Consider the following 13,735-nt stretch of genomic DNA (forward strand, 5'->3'; position numbering starts at 1 on the left):
ATGCGCGGCGACGGTTCGTGCGGCGCGGCGCGCCGGCCCGAACCGCGGCGGTTATCTAATTCGGTCGGTGGCCGAGGTGGCGAAACCGGTGGAACGGCTGCCCGGCGTGCCGGCGCCGACCGCGGCGAACCATGCGCGCGCATTGGCGACGTCGCGCGCGATCGCGGCGGTAAGCGTTTCGAGGTCGACGAACTTCTCCTCGTCGCGCAGCTTCTTCAGAAATTCCACGCGCACGAGCTTGCCATACGCGTCGCCGTGCCAATCGAGCAGGTGCACTTCCAGCAGCACGCGGCCGGAATCGTCGACGGTGGGGCGCAGGCCGAGGCTCGCGACGCCCGGCAGCGGGTGCTCGGCGATGCCGTGCACCTGTACGACGAAGATGCCGGCCAGAGCCGGACGCTTGTGCGCGATCGGCAGATTAAGCGTCGGAAAGCCGAGATCGCGGCCGAGCTTCATGCCATGGGTAACGTGGCCGCTGATCAGATAGTCGCGGCCGAGCGCGGCGCGCGCCGAGTCGAGGTCGCCCGCGACCAGCGCCGCGCGTACGCCCGAGCTCGAGATGCGCGCGCCCGACGGATCGGCGACCGTCGCCATCTGTTCGACCTCGAAGCCGTAATGCTTGCCGGCCTCGCGCAGCGACGCGAAATCGCCGGCCCGCTTCGCGCCGTAGCGAAAGTCGTCGCCGATCATGATCCAGCGCGCGTGCAAGCCGTTGACGATGATCCGCTCGACGAACGCATCTGGCGACTGGCTCGCGAACGTGTGATTGAAGTGCTCGACGACGACCCGGTCGACTCCGTTGGTGCGCAGCGCCTCGAGCTTGTCGCGGAGCATCGCGATGCGCGGCGGCGCGCCGGCCGGGTTGAAGAACTCGCGCGGGTGCGGCTCGAAGGTCATCACGCAGACGGGCAGGCCGCGCGCGTTGGCGGCCGCGCGCACGTGCGCGAGCAGAGCCTGGTGGCCGCGGTGGACACCGTCGAAGTTGCCGATGGTCAGCGCGCACGGCGCGCGGCTCTCGGCATTGGGAAGACCGCGGAAGACTCTCACGATAGCGGGTTGCTGCGATTGCAATAGGGACGCGGGCAGGGTGCCGCAAAACAATCGATTATAAACGCTTGGCGCAATAGACGGCTGCGCGGTCGCGGTCGGGCGATTGCCGAATGATAAAATCCGCGCATGAAAAAACTCGTCATCCTGATTTCCGGGCGGGGTAGCAACATGGAAGCCATCGTGCGCGCTTGCGCGAGCGAAGGCTGGCCGGCGCGGGTCGCCGCCGTGATTGCCAACCGTCCCGATGCCGCGGGGCTCACGTTCGCGGCGTCGCATGGTATCGCCACGGCGGTGGTCGACCACCGCCAGTTTCCGGATCGCGACAGCTTCGACGCGGCGCTGGCCGAGCAGATCGACGCTATCGCGCCGGACCTCGTCGTGCTCGCGGGCTTCATGCGGGTGCTGACCGAGCGCTTCGTCGACCATTACGCCGGGCGCATGCTGAACGTGCACCCGTCGCTGCTGCCGAGCTTTCCGGGCCTGAAGACTCACCAGCAGGCGCTCGACGCCGGCGTGCGGTTCCACGGCGCGTCGGTGCATTTTGTCACATCAAAGCTGGATCACGGGCCGATCGTCGTGCAATCGGCCGTGCCCGTCGAGGCGGGCGATACCGCACAGACGCTCGCCGCACGCGTGCTCGCCACCGAGCACATCATTTATCCACGCGCGGTGCGCTGGTTCGTCGAAGGGCGTCTCGCTCTGGACGGCTCGCGCGTCACGCTTACGCCGTCGGAGCCGCAATGGCTCTTTGCCGGTCACACCGCCGGAGAGGGCGCATGAGATTGCATGGTTTCCTGATTGGACAAACTGAAACGCTGCTGGCCGAAGTACTGCGGCTCAACGGCCCCGCGGACGCCACCACGAGCCGCTTCTTCCGCGCGCATCCGAAGCTCGGCCACGCCGAGCGCGGTGTGATCGCCGAGGCGGTGTTCGCCGTGCTGCGCCGCCGGATGGAGTTCGCGCATCTGGCCGAAAGCGGCACCGGCAGCCCGGCGCGCCGCATGGCCCTGCTGGGCCTGATGCAAACGGTCGGACGCTCGGCGTTGAAGCCGTTCGTCAGCGAGGCCGAGGCGACGTGGCTCGAACACGTGTCGAAGATCGATCCGGAAAGCCTGCCGCTGCGGATTCGCCTGAATCTGCCCGACTGGATCTGCCAGGCTTTGAGCACGCGTTTCGAGGGTCCCGAACTCGCGCAGCTGGCCGCCGCGCTGAACTACCCGGCGCCGCTGGATCTGCGCGCGAATCCAATCAAGGCGAGCCGCGACGACGTGCTGGGCGCGCTGTCCAAGGCCGGCATCGAGGCGGGCGCGACGCCGTTCGCGCCGCTCGGCGTGCGCGTGGTCGGCAAGCCGGCGTTGACGAAGCTCGACGCGTTCCAGCAGGGCTGGCTCGAAGTGCAGGACGAGGGCAGCCAGCTGCTGTGCTCGCTGGTCGCGCCGCGGCGCGGCGAGATGATCGTCGATTTCTGCGCGGGCGCGGGCGGCAAGACGCTGGCGCTCGGCGCGGCGATGCGCTCGACCGGCCGACTCTACGCGTTCGACATCTCCGAGCGTCGTCTCGCGAAGCTGAAGCCACGGCTCGCGAGGAGCGGCCTGTCGAACGTGAATCCGGTGCTGATCGACAGCGAACACGACGCGAAGATCAAGCGTCTGGCTGGCAAGATCGACCGCGTGCTCGTCGATGCGCCGTGCAGCGGCCTCGGCACGCTGCGCCGCAATCCGGATCTGAAGTGGCGTCAGTCGCCGGAGTCGATCGCCGAGCTGGCGCCGAAGCAGGCGTCGATTCTCGCGAGCGCGGCGCGTCTCGTGAAGAAGGGCGGGCGGCTCGTCTATGCCACGTGCTCGATTCTCGACGCGGAAAACGAGGCGGTCGTGCAGCAGTTCCTCGCCGACCACACTGATTTCGCGCTGGTGCCCGTGCGCGACGTGCTCGCCGAGCAGCGCATCGAGCTGGAGATGGGCGACTACCTGTCGCTGTGGCCGCACCGCCACGCGACCGACGGCTTCTTCGCCGCCGTGCTCGAGCGCCAGAGCTAGGCAACCGGCTGCAGGCCGGCGCGCACGGATTGGCTGATGAATCCGCACGTGCCGGCGATTTCGGCGACGTCCATGCACACGACTTTTCCCCACATGTTCAGCGATATCGCGCGCGACTTCGGTCAGCCCGTGATGCTGTGGCAGGTCGCGATCCTGCTCGGGACGCTGCTCGTCGCGTGGCTGCTCGCGCGGACGCTGCGCCGCCGGATCAAGCGGTCGCAATCGCCGCGCTACGAGAGCCTGCGCTTCGGCATGGAAAGTCTGGATCGAGCGGCTTTTCCGCTGATCGGCGCGGCGCTCGTGTGGCTCGCGCGGGCGATCGCCGGCCAGTTCATGGACACCGCGCTGCTCGATCTGGCGCTGGTGCCGCTCGTCGGCATCGGGCTGATCTACATCGTGTTCTTCTTCGCGCGGCGGGTGTTCAACCGCGAAGGGGGCGAGCATCCGTGGCTGTTTCTGGTCGAGAAAATCGTGTCGGTGGTCGTTTGGGTCGGCATGGTGCTCACGCTGTTGGGCATTCAGAACGCCGTGATCGCATGGATGGACAGCGTGAGCTTCCGCGTCGGCAATGCGCATATGACGCTGCTGTCGCTGATCACCGGGCTGCTGTGGGTCGCGGTCACGATGATCGTCGCGATGTGGCTCGGCTCGTCGTTCGAAGACCGCCTGATGCGCTCGAAGACGCTCGACGCGAATCTGAAGGTGGTGGTCGCGCGCGTCGGCCGCGCGGCCTTCGTGCTCGCGGCGCTCCTGATGAGCCTGTCGATCGTCGGCATCGACATCACGGTGCTCGGTGTGTTCGGGGGCGCTCTCGGCGTCGGGCTCGGCTTCGGCATGCAGAAGATCGCGAGCAACTACGTGTCGGGCTTCATCATCCTGCTCGACCGCTCGTTGCGGATCGGCGACACGATCAACGTGGGCGGCCTGCAGGGCCGCGTCACGCAGATTCGCACGCGCTATACCGTCGTGCGCGGACTCGACGGTATCGAAACGCTGATTCCGAACGAGAAGTTGATCACCGACGTCGTGCAGAACCAGTCGTCGTTTCTGACTCGTGGCCACGCGAGGGTGCCCGTGCAGATCGCCTACACATCCGACGTCGAACAGGCGATGACGCTGCTCGCCCTGGCCGCCGCCGACGTGCCGCGGGTGTTGAGCGAGCCGGCGCCGACGCCATTTCTGGTCGGTTTCGGCCCGGACGGCGTCAATCTCGAGTTGGGCTTCTGGATCGAAGACGCGGCGAGCGGCACACGTGGCGTGCTCTCGGCGGTCAACCGCAACATCTGGCGTCTCTTTTCCGAGCACGGCATCAGGATTCCGCTTGCGCAACGCGAGGTGCGCATCGTCGGTCGGGCAGGCGGCGCAATGCCGCACCCGGCAGCAATGACCGATCCGGCGCACGACGCCGCGACCGATTCAGCGCCCGGGGCCGCCGACGGGGCCGCCAACGGCGATCGTTAGAGCCAGCTTTTGGCCGTCGCAAGTGATGCGCCAGTGCCGAGTCAATCGCTATCGGCTTGATAGCGCACAAAAAATCCCTATTTGTTACAAACACTTGGAACGCTTCCAGTAGAATATCGTCCTATCCCGCTGTATGCTTTCACTTTCATGACACGCGCACCGCGTGTGCTTCGTATCTCTCGTTCTGCAGGTAACTTACCTTGTTGAATTCTTTGCTCGATTTCCTTGCCCACGGACTGCTGCATTTCTCGTGGTGGCAACTCGTCGTGTACACGCTGATCGTGACGCACATCACGATTATCGGCGTGACCGTCTATCTGCATCGCTGCCAGGCGCACCGCGCGCTGGATCTGCACCCGATCGCGAGCCATTTTTTCCGTTTCTGGCTGTGGATGACCACCGGCATGCTCACCGGCCAGTGGGCGGCGATTCACCGTAAGCATCACGCGAAGTGCGAAACCGAAGAAGATCCGCACAGCCCGCAGACACGCGGCATCTGGAAAGTGCTGCTCGAAGGCGCCGAACTCTATCGCACCGAAGCGAAAAACGAAGAAACGATGCGCAAGTTCAGTCACGGTACGCCGAATGACTGGATCGAGCGCAACGTCTACACGAAATACCCGATTCTCGGCGTAAGCCTGATGATGGTGATCAACGTCGCGCTGTTCGGCGTCGTCGGTCTGACCATCTGGGCCGTGCAGATGGTGTGGATTCCTTTCTGGGCCGCGGGCGTGGTCAACGGTCTTGCGCACTTCTGGGGCTATCGCAACTTCAATTCGTCGGATGCGAGCACCAACATTTTCCCGTGGGGCATCATCATCGGTGGCGAGGAACTGCATAACAATCACCACACGTATGCGACGTCCGCGAAGCTGTCGAACAAGTGGTACGAGTTCGACATCGGCTGGATGTACATCCGCATCATGCAGGCGTTTCGTCTGGCCAAGGTGAAGAAGATCGCGCCGACGCCGCGCCTGACCACCGGCAAGCTCGTGCTCGATCAAGATACGCTGCAGGCCGTGCTCGCGAACCGCTACGAAGTGATGGAGCGTTACGCGAAGGCGATCAAGCGTGCGTACCGTCAGGAGCTCGCGCATCTGAAGGAAGTCGGAGCGCGCGAGAAGTATCAGGTGATGCGCGGCGCGCGTAGCTGGTTCCACAAGGAAGAGGCGGGCCTTAATGAGCCGCAGAGGCTCCAGCTGCCGCAGATTTTTGCGAGCAGCCAGAAGCTGAAGACCTACATCGATATGCGCAACGAACTGGCGGCGATGTGGGAGCGCTCCAACGCGTCGCGCGAGCAATTGCTGGCGCAATTGCAGGACTGGTGCCATCGCGCCGAGCAGAGCGGCATCAAGGCGCTGCAAGACTTCGCGATGCGACTGCGTCGATATGCCTGAAATCTATTAAAATTTCAGGACGTCACAAAACCCCGCGTTGGCGGGGTTTTGCGTTTTTGGGCCGTGGAAATGCATTGCGCGTGTTGCGCGAGTGGCAAGCCGCGGCGGCCAGGTGAGGGCAGAGGAGATGATGGAGCAGCAGGCGATCAGGACCGTCGAATTCGATCGGCCTCAGGCGCAGGGCACGACCTGCGGGATCGGGCAGGCGTGGGCGAAGGTGCCCGAGACGCCGTCCGCGGAAGAGAAGCGGGCGCTGAAGGCGCGCATCCGCGAATTGCTCAAGCGCGAGAAAGCGGTGCTGGTCGCGCATTATTATGTCGACGCTGAATTGCAGGAGCTCGCAGACGAAACCGGCGGTTGCGTGGCCGATTCGCTGGAAATGGCGCGCTTCGGGCGCGATCACGAAGCGCAGACGCTGGTGGTCGCGGGCGTGCGCTTCATGGGTGAGACCGCAAAAATTCTCAGTCCGGACAAGCGCATTCTGATGCCGGATCTGGACGCGACCTGTTCGCTCGACCTCGGCTGTCCGGCCGACGAGTTCTCGGCGTTCTGCGACGCACACCCGGACCGCACGGTGGTCGTGTACGCGAACACGAGCGCAGCCGTGAAGGCGCGCGCGGACTGGATGGTGACGTCGTCGATCGGGTTGGAGATCGTCGCCGATCTGCATGCGCGCGGCGAGAAGATCATCTGGGCACCGGACCGTCATCTCGGTAGCTACATCCAGGGCAAGACCGGCGCGGACATGCTGATGTGGCAGGGCTCGTGCCTCGTGCACGACGAATTCAAGGGCATCGAGCTCGATCTGCTGCGCGCCGAATATCCGCACGCGAAGGTGCTCGTGCATCCGGAGTCGCCGGCCAACGTGGTCGCGCTGGCGGACGTCGTCGGCTCGACCACGCAGTTGATCGACGCTGCGCAGAAGCTCGACGCGACGCACTTCATCGTCGCGACCGACCTCGGCATCCTGCACAAGATGCAACTCGCCGCGCCCGGCAAGACGCTGATTGCCGCGCCGACGGCCGGCAACAGCGCGACCTGCAAGAGCTGCGCGCATTGCCCGTGGATGGCGATGAACGGCCTCGCGAATCTGGCCGATGTGCTCGAGCGCGGCCATAACGAGATCTTCGTCGATCGCGCGATCGGCGAGCGGGCGCGTCTGCCGATCGACCGTATGCTCGATTTCGCGGCGCGTCACAAGAAGCGTGTGCAGGCGAGCGGCGATCTCGCGCGCGACGCGCAACTCTATTCGAACGTGGGAGCAGCGTAATGACGGTGGTGCAGAAGGCGCCTGAGCAGGCAGTGGCGCGCGATGGGGCCAACGCAACATCGCCGCTTTTCGCGGAGATTCACGCGCACTACGGCGAGGCGTTCGACGCTGCGCTCGCGCGCAACGTCGCCGATGCGCTCGCCGAAGATATCGGTAGCGGCGATGAGACCGGCCGCCTCGTGCCTGCCGATGACGTTCGCAACGCGCGCATCATCGTGCGCGAGGAAGCGGTGCTATGCGGCGTGCCTTGGTTCGACGCGGTGATGCGTGCGGTCGATCCGCGCATCGAAGTTCAATGGCGTTACCGCGAGGGCGACCGCATGAGCGCCGATACGACGGTCTGCGATCTGCGCGGGCCGGTACGCGCGCTGCTGACCGCCGAGCGTAACGCGATGAATTTCCTGCAACTGCTGTCGGGCGTGGCAAGCGCAACCCGCCGCTATGTCGACGCGATTGCCCACACGAGCACCCGCGTTCTCGATACGCGCAAGACACTGCCGGGTTTGCGGCTCGCGCAGAAGTACGCGGTGCGCGTCGGCGGCGGTGCCAATCAGCGACTCGCGTTGTACGACGGCATTCTGATCAAGGAGAACCACATTGCGGCGGCCGGCGGAGTGGGTGCGGCGATGGACGCGGCTCTCGCGTTGAATGCGGGCGTGCCCATCCAGATCGAAGTCGAAACGCTCGAACAACTTGAAACCGCGCTCGCGCATCGGGCGGAGTCGATTCTGCTCGACAACTTCTCGTTCGCCATGATGCGCGACGCGGTTCGCGTCACGGCCGGCCGCGCGGTGCTCGAGGTGTCCGGCGGCGTCAATTTCGAGACCGTGCGCACGATCGCGGAGACGGGCGTGGATCGCGTGTCGATTGGTGCGCTGACCAAGGACGTGCGCGCGACCGACTACTCGATGCGAATCGTTTGAGCGTCGCGCGTCTTAGCGCATCGATCGACGCCCATGACGACTGAACAAGGCCATTGCCGGAGTTTGCCGGCAATGGCCTTGTTATTTGCGGCGCCGTTTCAGCGTATGCTCCGGCGCGATGCCATCAGGCATTCGGCCTGCGGACATACTTTGGCGTGAGCACCGTCGGCAGCGCCTTGGGCAATGTGGCCGGCCAGTCGCGACTGAAATGCAGGCCGCGGCTTTCGCGCCGCGAGCGCGCGCCGTCCACGATCAGGGACGCCACGTCGACCAGATTGCGCAGCTCCAGCAGATCGCGGCTTACCTTGAAGTTCGCGTAGTACTCGTGGATTTCGTCGCGCAACAGCGCGAGCCGGTGCTTCGCGCGCTCGAGCCGTTTGTCGGTGCGCACGATGCCGACGTAGTTCCACATCAGCCGGCGCAGTTCGTCCCAGTTGTGCGCGACCACCACTTCCTCGTCCGGATCGGACACGCGGCTTTCGTCCCAAGCCGGCAGCGGCGCGTGCACGGCGGCGGCGAAGCCTTCCGCTTCGATCGCCTCGGCAGCGGCGCGGCCGATCACGAGGCATTCGAGCAACGAATTGCTGGCCAGCCGGTTCGCGCCGTGCAGGCCGGTGCAGGACGTTTCGCCGACCGCGTAGAGACCCGCGAGGTCAGTGCGCCCCGCCAGATCGGTGACGACGCCGCCGCACGTGTAATGCGCGGCCGGCACCACCGGAATCGGCTCTTTCGTGATGTCGATGCCGAACTCGAGGCAGCGGGCGAGGATCGTCGGGAAATGCTCGTGCAGGAACGCGGCCGGCTGGTGGCTGATGTCGAGGTACACGCAGTCGATGCCGCGTTTTTTGATCTCAAAGTCGATCGCCCGCGCGACGATATCGCGCGGCGCAAGCTCCGCGCGCTCGTCGTGATTGGGCATGAAGCGTGTGCCGTCGGGCAGCTTCAGAATGCCGCCTTCGCCGCGCACTGCTTCCGAAATCAGGAACGACTTCGCGTACGGGTGAAACAGGCACGTCGGGTGGAACTGGATGAATTCCATGTTCGCCACGCGACAACCGGCGCGCCATGCCATCGCGATGCCGTCGCCGGTCGCGGTGTCAGGGTTGGTCGTGTACAGGTACACCTTGCCCGCGCCGCCGGTCGCGAGCACCGTATGCGGCGCTTCGATCGTAACGGTGCGGCCGCTTTGCAGATCGAGCGCATACAGACCATGGCAGCGCCGGCCAGGTAGGCCGAGGCGTTCGGACGTGATCAGATCGATCGCGTGATGATCTTCGAACAGCGTGATGTTCGGATGATGGCGCACCTGCTCGCTGAGCGTGGCGACGACCGCATGGCCGGTCGCGTCGGCCGCGTGAATGATCCGGCGATGGCTATGGCCGCCTTCGCGCGTCAGATGAAAGCCCAGCTCGGCGGCGTCGTCTTTCGTGAATGGCACGCCCTGTTCGATCAGCCATTCGATCGCATCGCGCCCATGCTCGACGATAAAGCGCGTCGCAGCCTCGTCGCACAGACCGCCACCCGCGATCAGCGTGTCGCGCACGTGATTTTCGACGCTGTCCGCGGAATCCAGCACCGCGGCGATACCGCCTTGCGCCCAGTCGCTCGCGCCCTCGGTCAGCGATCGCTTGGCGATCACAGCAACGCGCCGTGTCTGCGCGAGGTTGAGCGCGACGCTCAAACCAGCCAGACCGCTACCGACAATCGCCACATCGAATTCCATTACCCACATCTCCGTCTTTCATTTTGCGATGACGGCGTGCGAACCGCACGCCGCGAAAACGACAAAGGATACGCGCCACGACGCACTAGCGAAAGCAGGCCGAACGGAATAGGGCGATTTGCGCGCGCATTGCTGCGCTATCGCGAAGCCCGCCCAAAAACAAAAAAGCCTCGCACGGATGCGAGGCTTTTCGTATTTTTGCCTTCGTCAGGCTGGAGAGCCAAGATTACTTGATCTTGGTTTCCTTGTAGTCAACGTGCTTGCGGATGACCGGATCAAATTTCTTGATCAGCATCTTTTCCGGCATGTTGCGTTTGTTCTTCGTGGTCGTGTAGAAGTGACCCGTGCCTGCGGTCGATTCCAGCTTGATCTTGTCGCGTGCGCCTTTCGCCATGATTTACTCCTTAGGCTTCACCGCGTGCGCGCAGGTCTGCGAGCACAGCGTCGATACCGTTCTTGTCGATCAGGCGCAGGCCGGCGTTCGAAATACGCAGACGCACCCAACGGTTTTCGCTTTCCACCCAGATACGGCGGCTTTGCAGGTTCGGCAGGAACCGGCGCTTGGTCTTGTTGTTCGCGTGGGAAACGTTGTTGCCGCTCATCGGCGCTTTCCCAGTTACTTGGCATACGCGTGCCATGAGAGCACTCCTAATACGCTAATTCTGAGTTCGAACGCCGTGAAAGTTTCCCGAAAAGAGCCGCGCTGAGGGTGTGCGAACTTGCGCCGAATTTGCATCGAGGCACTTCGCTACCACAGCCGCCTGACCTTTGCGGAACGCCTTGATGGCTTCGGAACAGGGGGTTGGAAATAGGCAAACCGGAATTCTAGCAGAAAAAAAGCCGCAAAATCAAACCTTATTTGCGACGCGGGGCACGGCGCCGTGCGGTGGCCCTTCCGCTTCCCGCGCTCCAGCGGGCTTGCGTGCGAGCTCCGGCCAGCCGGCGCGGGCGAACGAGTATACGCTGTCCGCGCCGATCACCAGATGATCGATCAGCTGCACATCGACGAGCGCGAGCGCGTCGCGCAGTGTCTGCGTGAGGCGGCAGTCGCTCGCGCTCGGCTCGACGGCGCCGGACGGATGATTGTGCGCAACGATCAGGCTGGCCGCGTTCGCGGCGAGCGCCCGCCGCACGATCTCCCGTGGATACACCGCCATCCGCGTGAGCGAGCCGCGCGCGCTTTCCTCGCAGCGGATCAGCCGATGCCGCGCGTCGAGAAACAGCGACACGAACACCTCCTGCGGCTGTCCGCCGATCAGAAGGCGCAGATAACTTTCGACCGCTTCGGGCGAATTCATCAGCTGGCGCTTGCGCATCTTGTCCACGAGGGAGCGGCGCGCCATTTCCATGATCGCGAGCAATTGCGCCTTTTTTGCCGGGCCAATGCCGCGAATGCCATCGAAATCCTGATAAGTGGCGTCGAGCATTGCGCGCAGTGAGCCGAAGCGATCGAGCAGCGTCCGCGCGACGCTGAACACGTCGTGACCGGGCAGGCCGGAGCCGAGCACGAGCGCGATCATTTCGGTGTCCGACAGCACGTCGGGGCCCTGGTCGATCAGTCGCTCGCGCGGCATGTCGCGCCGGAGCCATTTGCCCCGGAACAGTTGCCGCCGGCTGCGGACCGCCGAGTCGGCGGTTTCTGAGGGAGTCCTGGCCGACCGATTGGAGGCGGCTTTCGCGCCGCCCGTGGCGCGTGGGCGCGCCTTCGGTCGCAGTTTTGCCGCAGGTGTTTCGTCGATTGTGCTGGCGAAATCAGCCATATATATAGAGTCCTCCGCGTAAGGTTGTCGGCGCACACGCGGCGCAACGCGCCGGAGTGCCGTGCCACCCTCACGCGCGACGGACTCAAGCCGGCGCCCGCTAGGTGGCTTACAATAGACGCTTTGCGCACGGCACCCCGACGGTTTGCCACACGCGTCGACTGCGCCCGCGGCGCACGCGTGCAGCGCGCTTCGACTGAGCGAGCATTGCATGAGCATCATCGATATTTCCGAGGTGAAACCCGGTTCACACGTCACGCTGCATTACCGGCTTTCCCTTGCCGATGGCGCCGAAGTGATCAACACGTTCAACGACAAGCCGGCCACGTTGCTGCTCGGTGCAGGTCAACTGGCGCCGCCGCTGGAAGATATTTTGCTGGGTTTGAAGGTGGGCCACCATTCGACCTTTCAGCTAGCGCCGGGTCAGGCGTTCGGCCCACGCAATCCGGATCTGATCCAGCGCGTGTCCCTCGCCACGCTGCGGGAGAACAGCATGATCGGCGAGGATTTTTCCCCGGGTGACCTGGTCGAATTCAACGCGCCGGGCGGCGGGCGCTACGCCGGCGTGCTGAAGGAAGTCGGCGAAACGTCGGCCCTGTTCGATTTCAATCACCCGCTTGCCGGCCAGGCGCTGGCGTTTGAAGTGAAAATCATCGGGATTTTGTAAACATGAGCATCACGGATACGACTCTTGCCGAAGCGGAGATCCTGCTGGCCCAGCCACGCGGTTTCTGCGCCGGCGTCGACCGGGCGATCGAGATCGTCGAGCGGGCCATCAAGCTGTATGGCTCACCGATCTACGTGCGTCACGAAATCGTCCATAACGCCTATGTGGTCGAAGACCTGCGCAAGAAGGGTGCGATCTTCATCGAGAACCTGGAGGAAGTGCCGGCTGGCAACACGGTGATCTTCAGCGCGCATGGCGTGTCGAAGGCCGTGCGTTCGGAGGCGGAGTCACGCGGGCTGCGGGTATACGACGCGACCTGTCCGCTCGTGACCAAGGTGCATATCGAAGTCGCCAAGATGCGCCAGGACGGTTTCGACATCGTGATGATCGGCCACAAAGGCCACCCGGAAGTGGAAGGCACGATGGGTCAAGCGGCCGAGGGCATGCATCTGGTCGAGGACATCGAAGACGTGCAGGCGCTGCAGCTCGCCGATCCCGAGCGGATCGCGTTCGTCACCCAAACCACGCTGTCGGTCGACGACGCCGCCGAAATCATCGGCGCGCTGAAGGCCAAGTATCCGTCCATCCGTGAGCCGAAGAAGCAGGACATCTGCTACGCCACGCAGAATCGCCAGGACGCCGTGAAGTTCATGGCGCCGAAGTGCGACGTCGTGATCGTCGTCGGCAGTCCGAATAGCTCGAATTCGAACCGCTTGCGCGAACTCGCCGAGAAGCTCGGCGTACCGGCCTACATGGTCGATTCGCCCGATCAGATCGATCCGGTCTGGGTGGAGGGCAAGCGCCGCATCGGTGTGACCGCCGGTGCGTCGGCGCCCGAGGTGCTCGCCCAGGCAGTGATCGCGCGTCTGCGTGAACTGGGTGTGCGCAGCGTGCGCGCGCTCGAAGGCATCGAGGAAAACATCGCGTTTCCGCTGCCGCGCGGGCTCGGTCTGCCAGCCTGACAATCCGTTAGCATCGCTGAAAGGAAAGCGCGCCCTCGGGCGCGCTTTTTTTATGGCGCGAGTCTGGGGGGGGCACTGAGAAAATTAGGTGCCGGATCGAATGAATTCGCACGTTTCAGTGCTCTCGCGCACAAACTTTTTTGAAATTGTGATCGGGTGTTTTATTGATTTTCGAGCGATGCGCCCCTGTTTTAATCTAGGCCAAGAGCTTAAGACGATTTAATCATGCACTGAATTGGTGCTCTTGCCGCGCGTGGGATAAAAGGACATATCGGACGCAAGCCCCGGCCTAGCCGGCATTCACGCCGAGGGACCGCAACACTTGGTGCCATCGGGTTCGGCGACGGTGCAACTGATGCACGCAAACGGATCGCAACCGGGTTGCTCTTTTCTGCGGATTTTGCTTTCAATATCAGGTTGCAATGCAGGAAAACCCCACCGGTTCAACAATATTGCCACCCGCATAATTGGAGTTACAATGCGCGC

At 64.0% G+C, this 13,735-nt stretch carries 13 protein-coding genes; 8 read left to right on the forward strand and 5 right to left on the reverse strand.

Annotated features, from left to right (window positions below; all coding sequences use genetic code 11):
* Positions 1–51: 51 nt before the first annotated feature.
* Positions 52–1,047: a bifunctional riboflavin kinase/FAD synthetase gene (locus tag G5S42_RS01620; protein WP_176105244.1), complete on the reverse strand. Its 996-nt coding sequence runs from the start codon at positions 1,045–1,047 to the stop codon at positions 52–54.
* 129 nt (positions 1,048–1,176) lie between these two features.
* Between G5S42_RS01620 and purN the strand changes: the two genes are divergently transcribed.
* The 6 genes from purN to nadC all read left to right on the forward strand — a co-directional run bounded on the left by purN (position 1,177) and on the right by nadC (position 8,137).
* Entirely contained in the window at positions 1,177–1,830 is a 654-nt protein-coding gene (gene purN, locus G5S42_RS01625) for a phosphoribosylglycinamide formyltransferase (protein ID WP_176105245.1), read from the forward strand.
* A complete protein-coding gene (locus G5S42_RS01630) occupies positions 1,827–3,086 on the forward strand; it encodes an RsmB/NOP family class I SAM-dependent RNA methyltransferase (RefSeq protein WP_176105246.1) in 1,260 nt (419 codons plus the stop codon). The genes purN and G5S42_RS01630 overlap by 4 nt, the downstream gene beginning before the upstream one ends.
* A gap of 93 nt (positions 3,087–3,179) precedes the next feature.
* Positions 3,180–4,547, forward strand: coding sequence for a mechanosensitive ion channel family protein (locus G5S42_RS01635; RefSeq protein WP_176110266.1), 1,368 nt, complete (start codon positions 3,180–3,182; stop codon positions 4,545–4,547).
* 200 nt (positions 4,548–4,747) lie between these two features.
* Positions 4,748–5,944, forward strand: coding sequence for a DesA family fatty acid desaturase (locus G5S42_RS01640; RefSeq protein ID WP_176105247.1), 1,197 nt, complete (start codon positions 4,748–4,750; stop codon positions 5,942–5,944).
* A gap of 130 nt (positions 5,945–6,074) precedes the next feature.
* On the forward strand, positions 6,075–7,214 hold the full coding sequence (gene nadA / locus G5S42_RS01645; protein WP_176110268.1) for a quinolinate synthase NadA: 1,140 nt from the start codon (positions 6,075–6,077) through the stop codon (positions 7,212–7,214).
* On the forward strand, positions 7,214–8,137 hold the full coding sequence (nadC, locus tag G5S42_RS01650) for a carboxylating nicotinate-nucleotide diphosphorylase (protein WP_176105248.1): 924 nt from the start codon (positions 7,214–7,216) through the stop codon (positions 8,135–8,137). Before nadA ends, nadC begins: the two co-directional genes overlap by 1 nt.
* A gap of 124 nt (positions 8,138–8,261) precedes the next feature.
* Here nadC and nadB read toward each other — a convergent pair whose 3' ends face one another.
* The 4 genes from nadB to radC form a co-directional block, all read right to left on the reverse strand.
* Positions 8,262–9,860 carry an L-aspartate oxidase gene (gene nadB, locus G5S42_RS01655; RefSeq protein ID WP_176105249.1) on the reverse strand — a complete coding sequence of 533 codons (1,599 nt, stop codon included), beginning with the start codon at positions 9,858–9,860 and terminating at the stop codon, positions 8,262–8,264.
* A 226-nt stretch (positions 9,861–10,086) separates the two neighbouring features.
* Positions 10,087–10,254: a 50S ribosomal protein L33 gene (gene rpmG / locus G5S42_RS01660; RefSeq protein ID WP_008919555.1), complete on the reverse strand. Its 168-nt coding sequence runs from the start codon at positions 10,252–10,254 to the stop codon at positions 10,087–10,089.
* A gap of 10 nt (positions 10,255–10,264) precedes the next feature.
* Positions 10,265–10,498: a 50S ribosomal protein L28 gene (rpmB, locus tag G5S42_RS01665; protein WP_006050117.1), complete on the reverse strand. Its 234-nt coding sequence runs from the start codon at positions 10,496–10,498 to the stop codon at positions 10,265–10,267.
* Between the two features lie 210 nt (positions 10,499–10,708).
* A complete protein-coding gene (radC, locus tag G5S42_RS01670; protein WP_176105250.1) occupies positions 10,709–11,620 on the reverse strand; it encodes a RadC family protein in 912 nt (303 codons plus the stop codon).
* Positions 11,621–11,831: 211 nt separating this feature from the next.
* On the opposite strand from radC, the gene G5S42_RS01675 reads away from it, so the two are divergent.
* Together G5S42_RS01675 and ispH are read left to right on the forward strand one after the other, a co-directional pair.
* Positions 11,832–12,287, forward strand: coding sequence for an FKBP-type peptidyl-prolyl cis-trans isomerase (locus G5S42_RS01675; protein WP_062128641.1), 456 nt, complete (start codon positions 11,832–11,834; stop codon positions 12,285–12,287).
* Between the two features lie 2 nt (positions 12,288–12,289).
* Positions 12,290–13,249, forward strand: a complete 960-nt coding sequence (gene ispH, locus G5S42_RS01680) for a 4-hydroxy-3-methylbut-2-enyl diphosphate reductase (RefSeq protein WP_176105251.1) — start codon at positions 12,290–12,292, stop codon at positions 13,247–13,249.
* The last annotated feature ends 486 nt before the right edge of the window (positions 13,250–13,735 follow it).

This window comes from Paraburkholderia youngii (assembly GCF_013366925.1).
GTDB lineage: Bacteria > Pseudomonadota > Gammaproteobacteria > Burkholderiales > Burkholderiaceae > Paraburkholderia > Paraburkholderia youngii.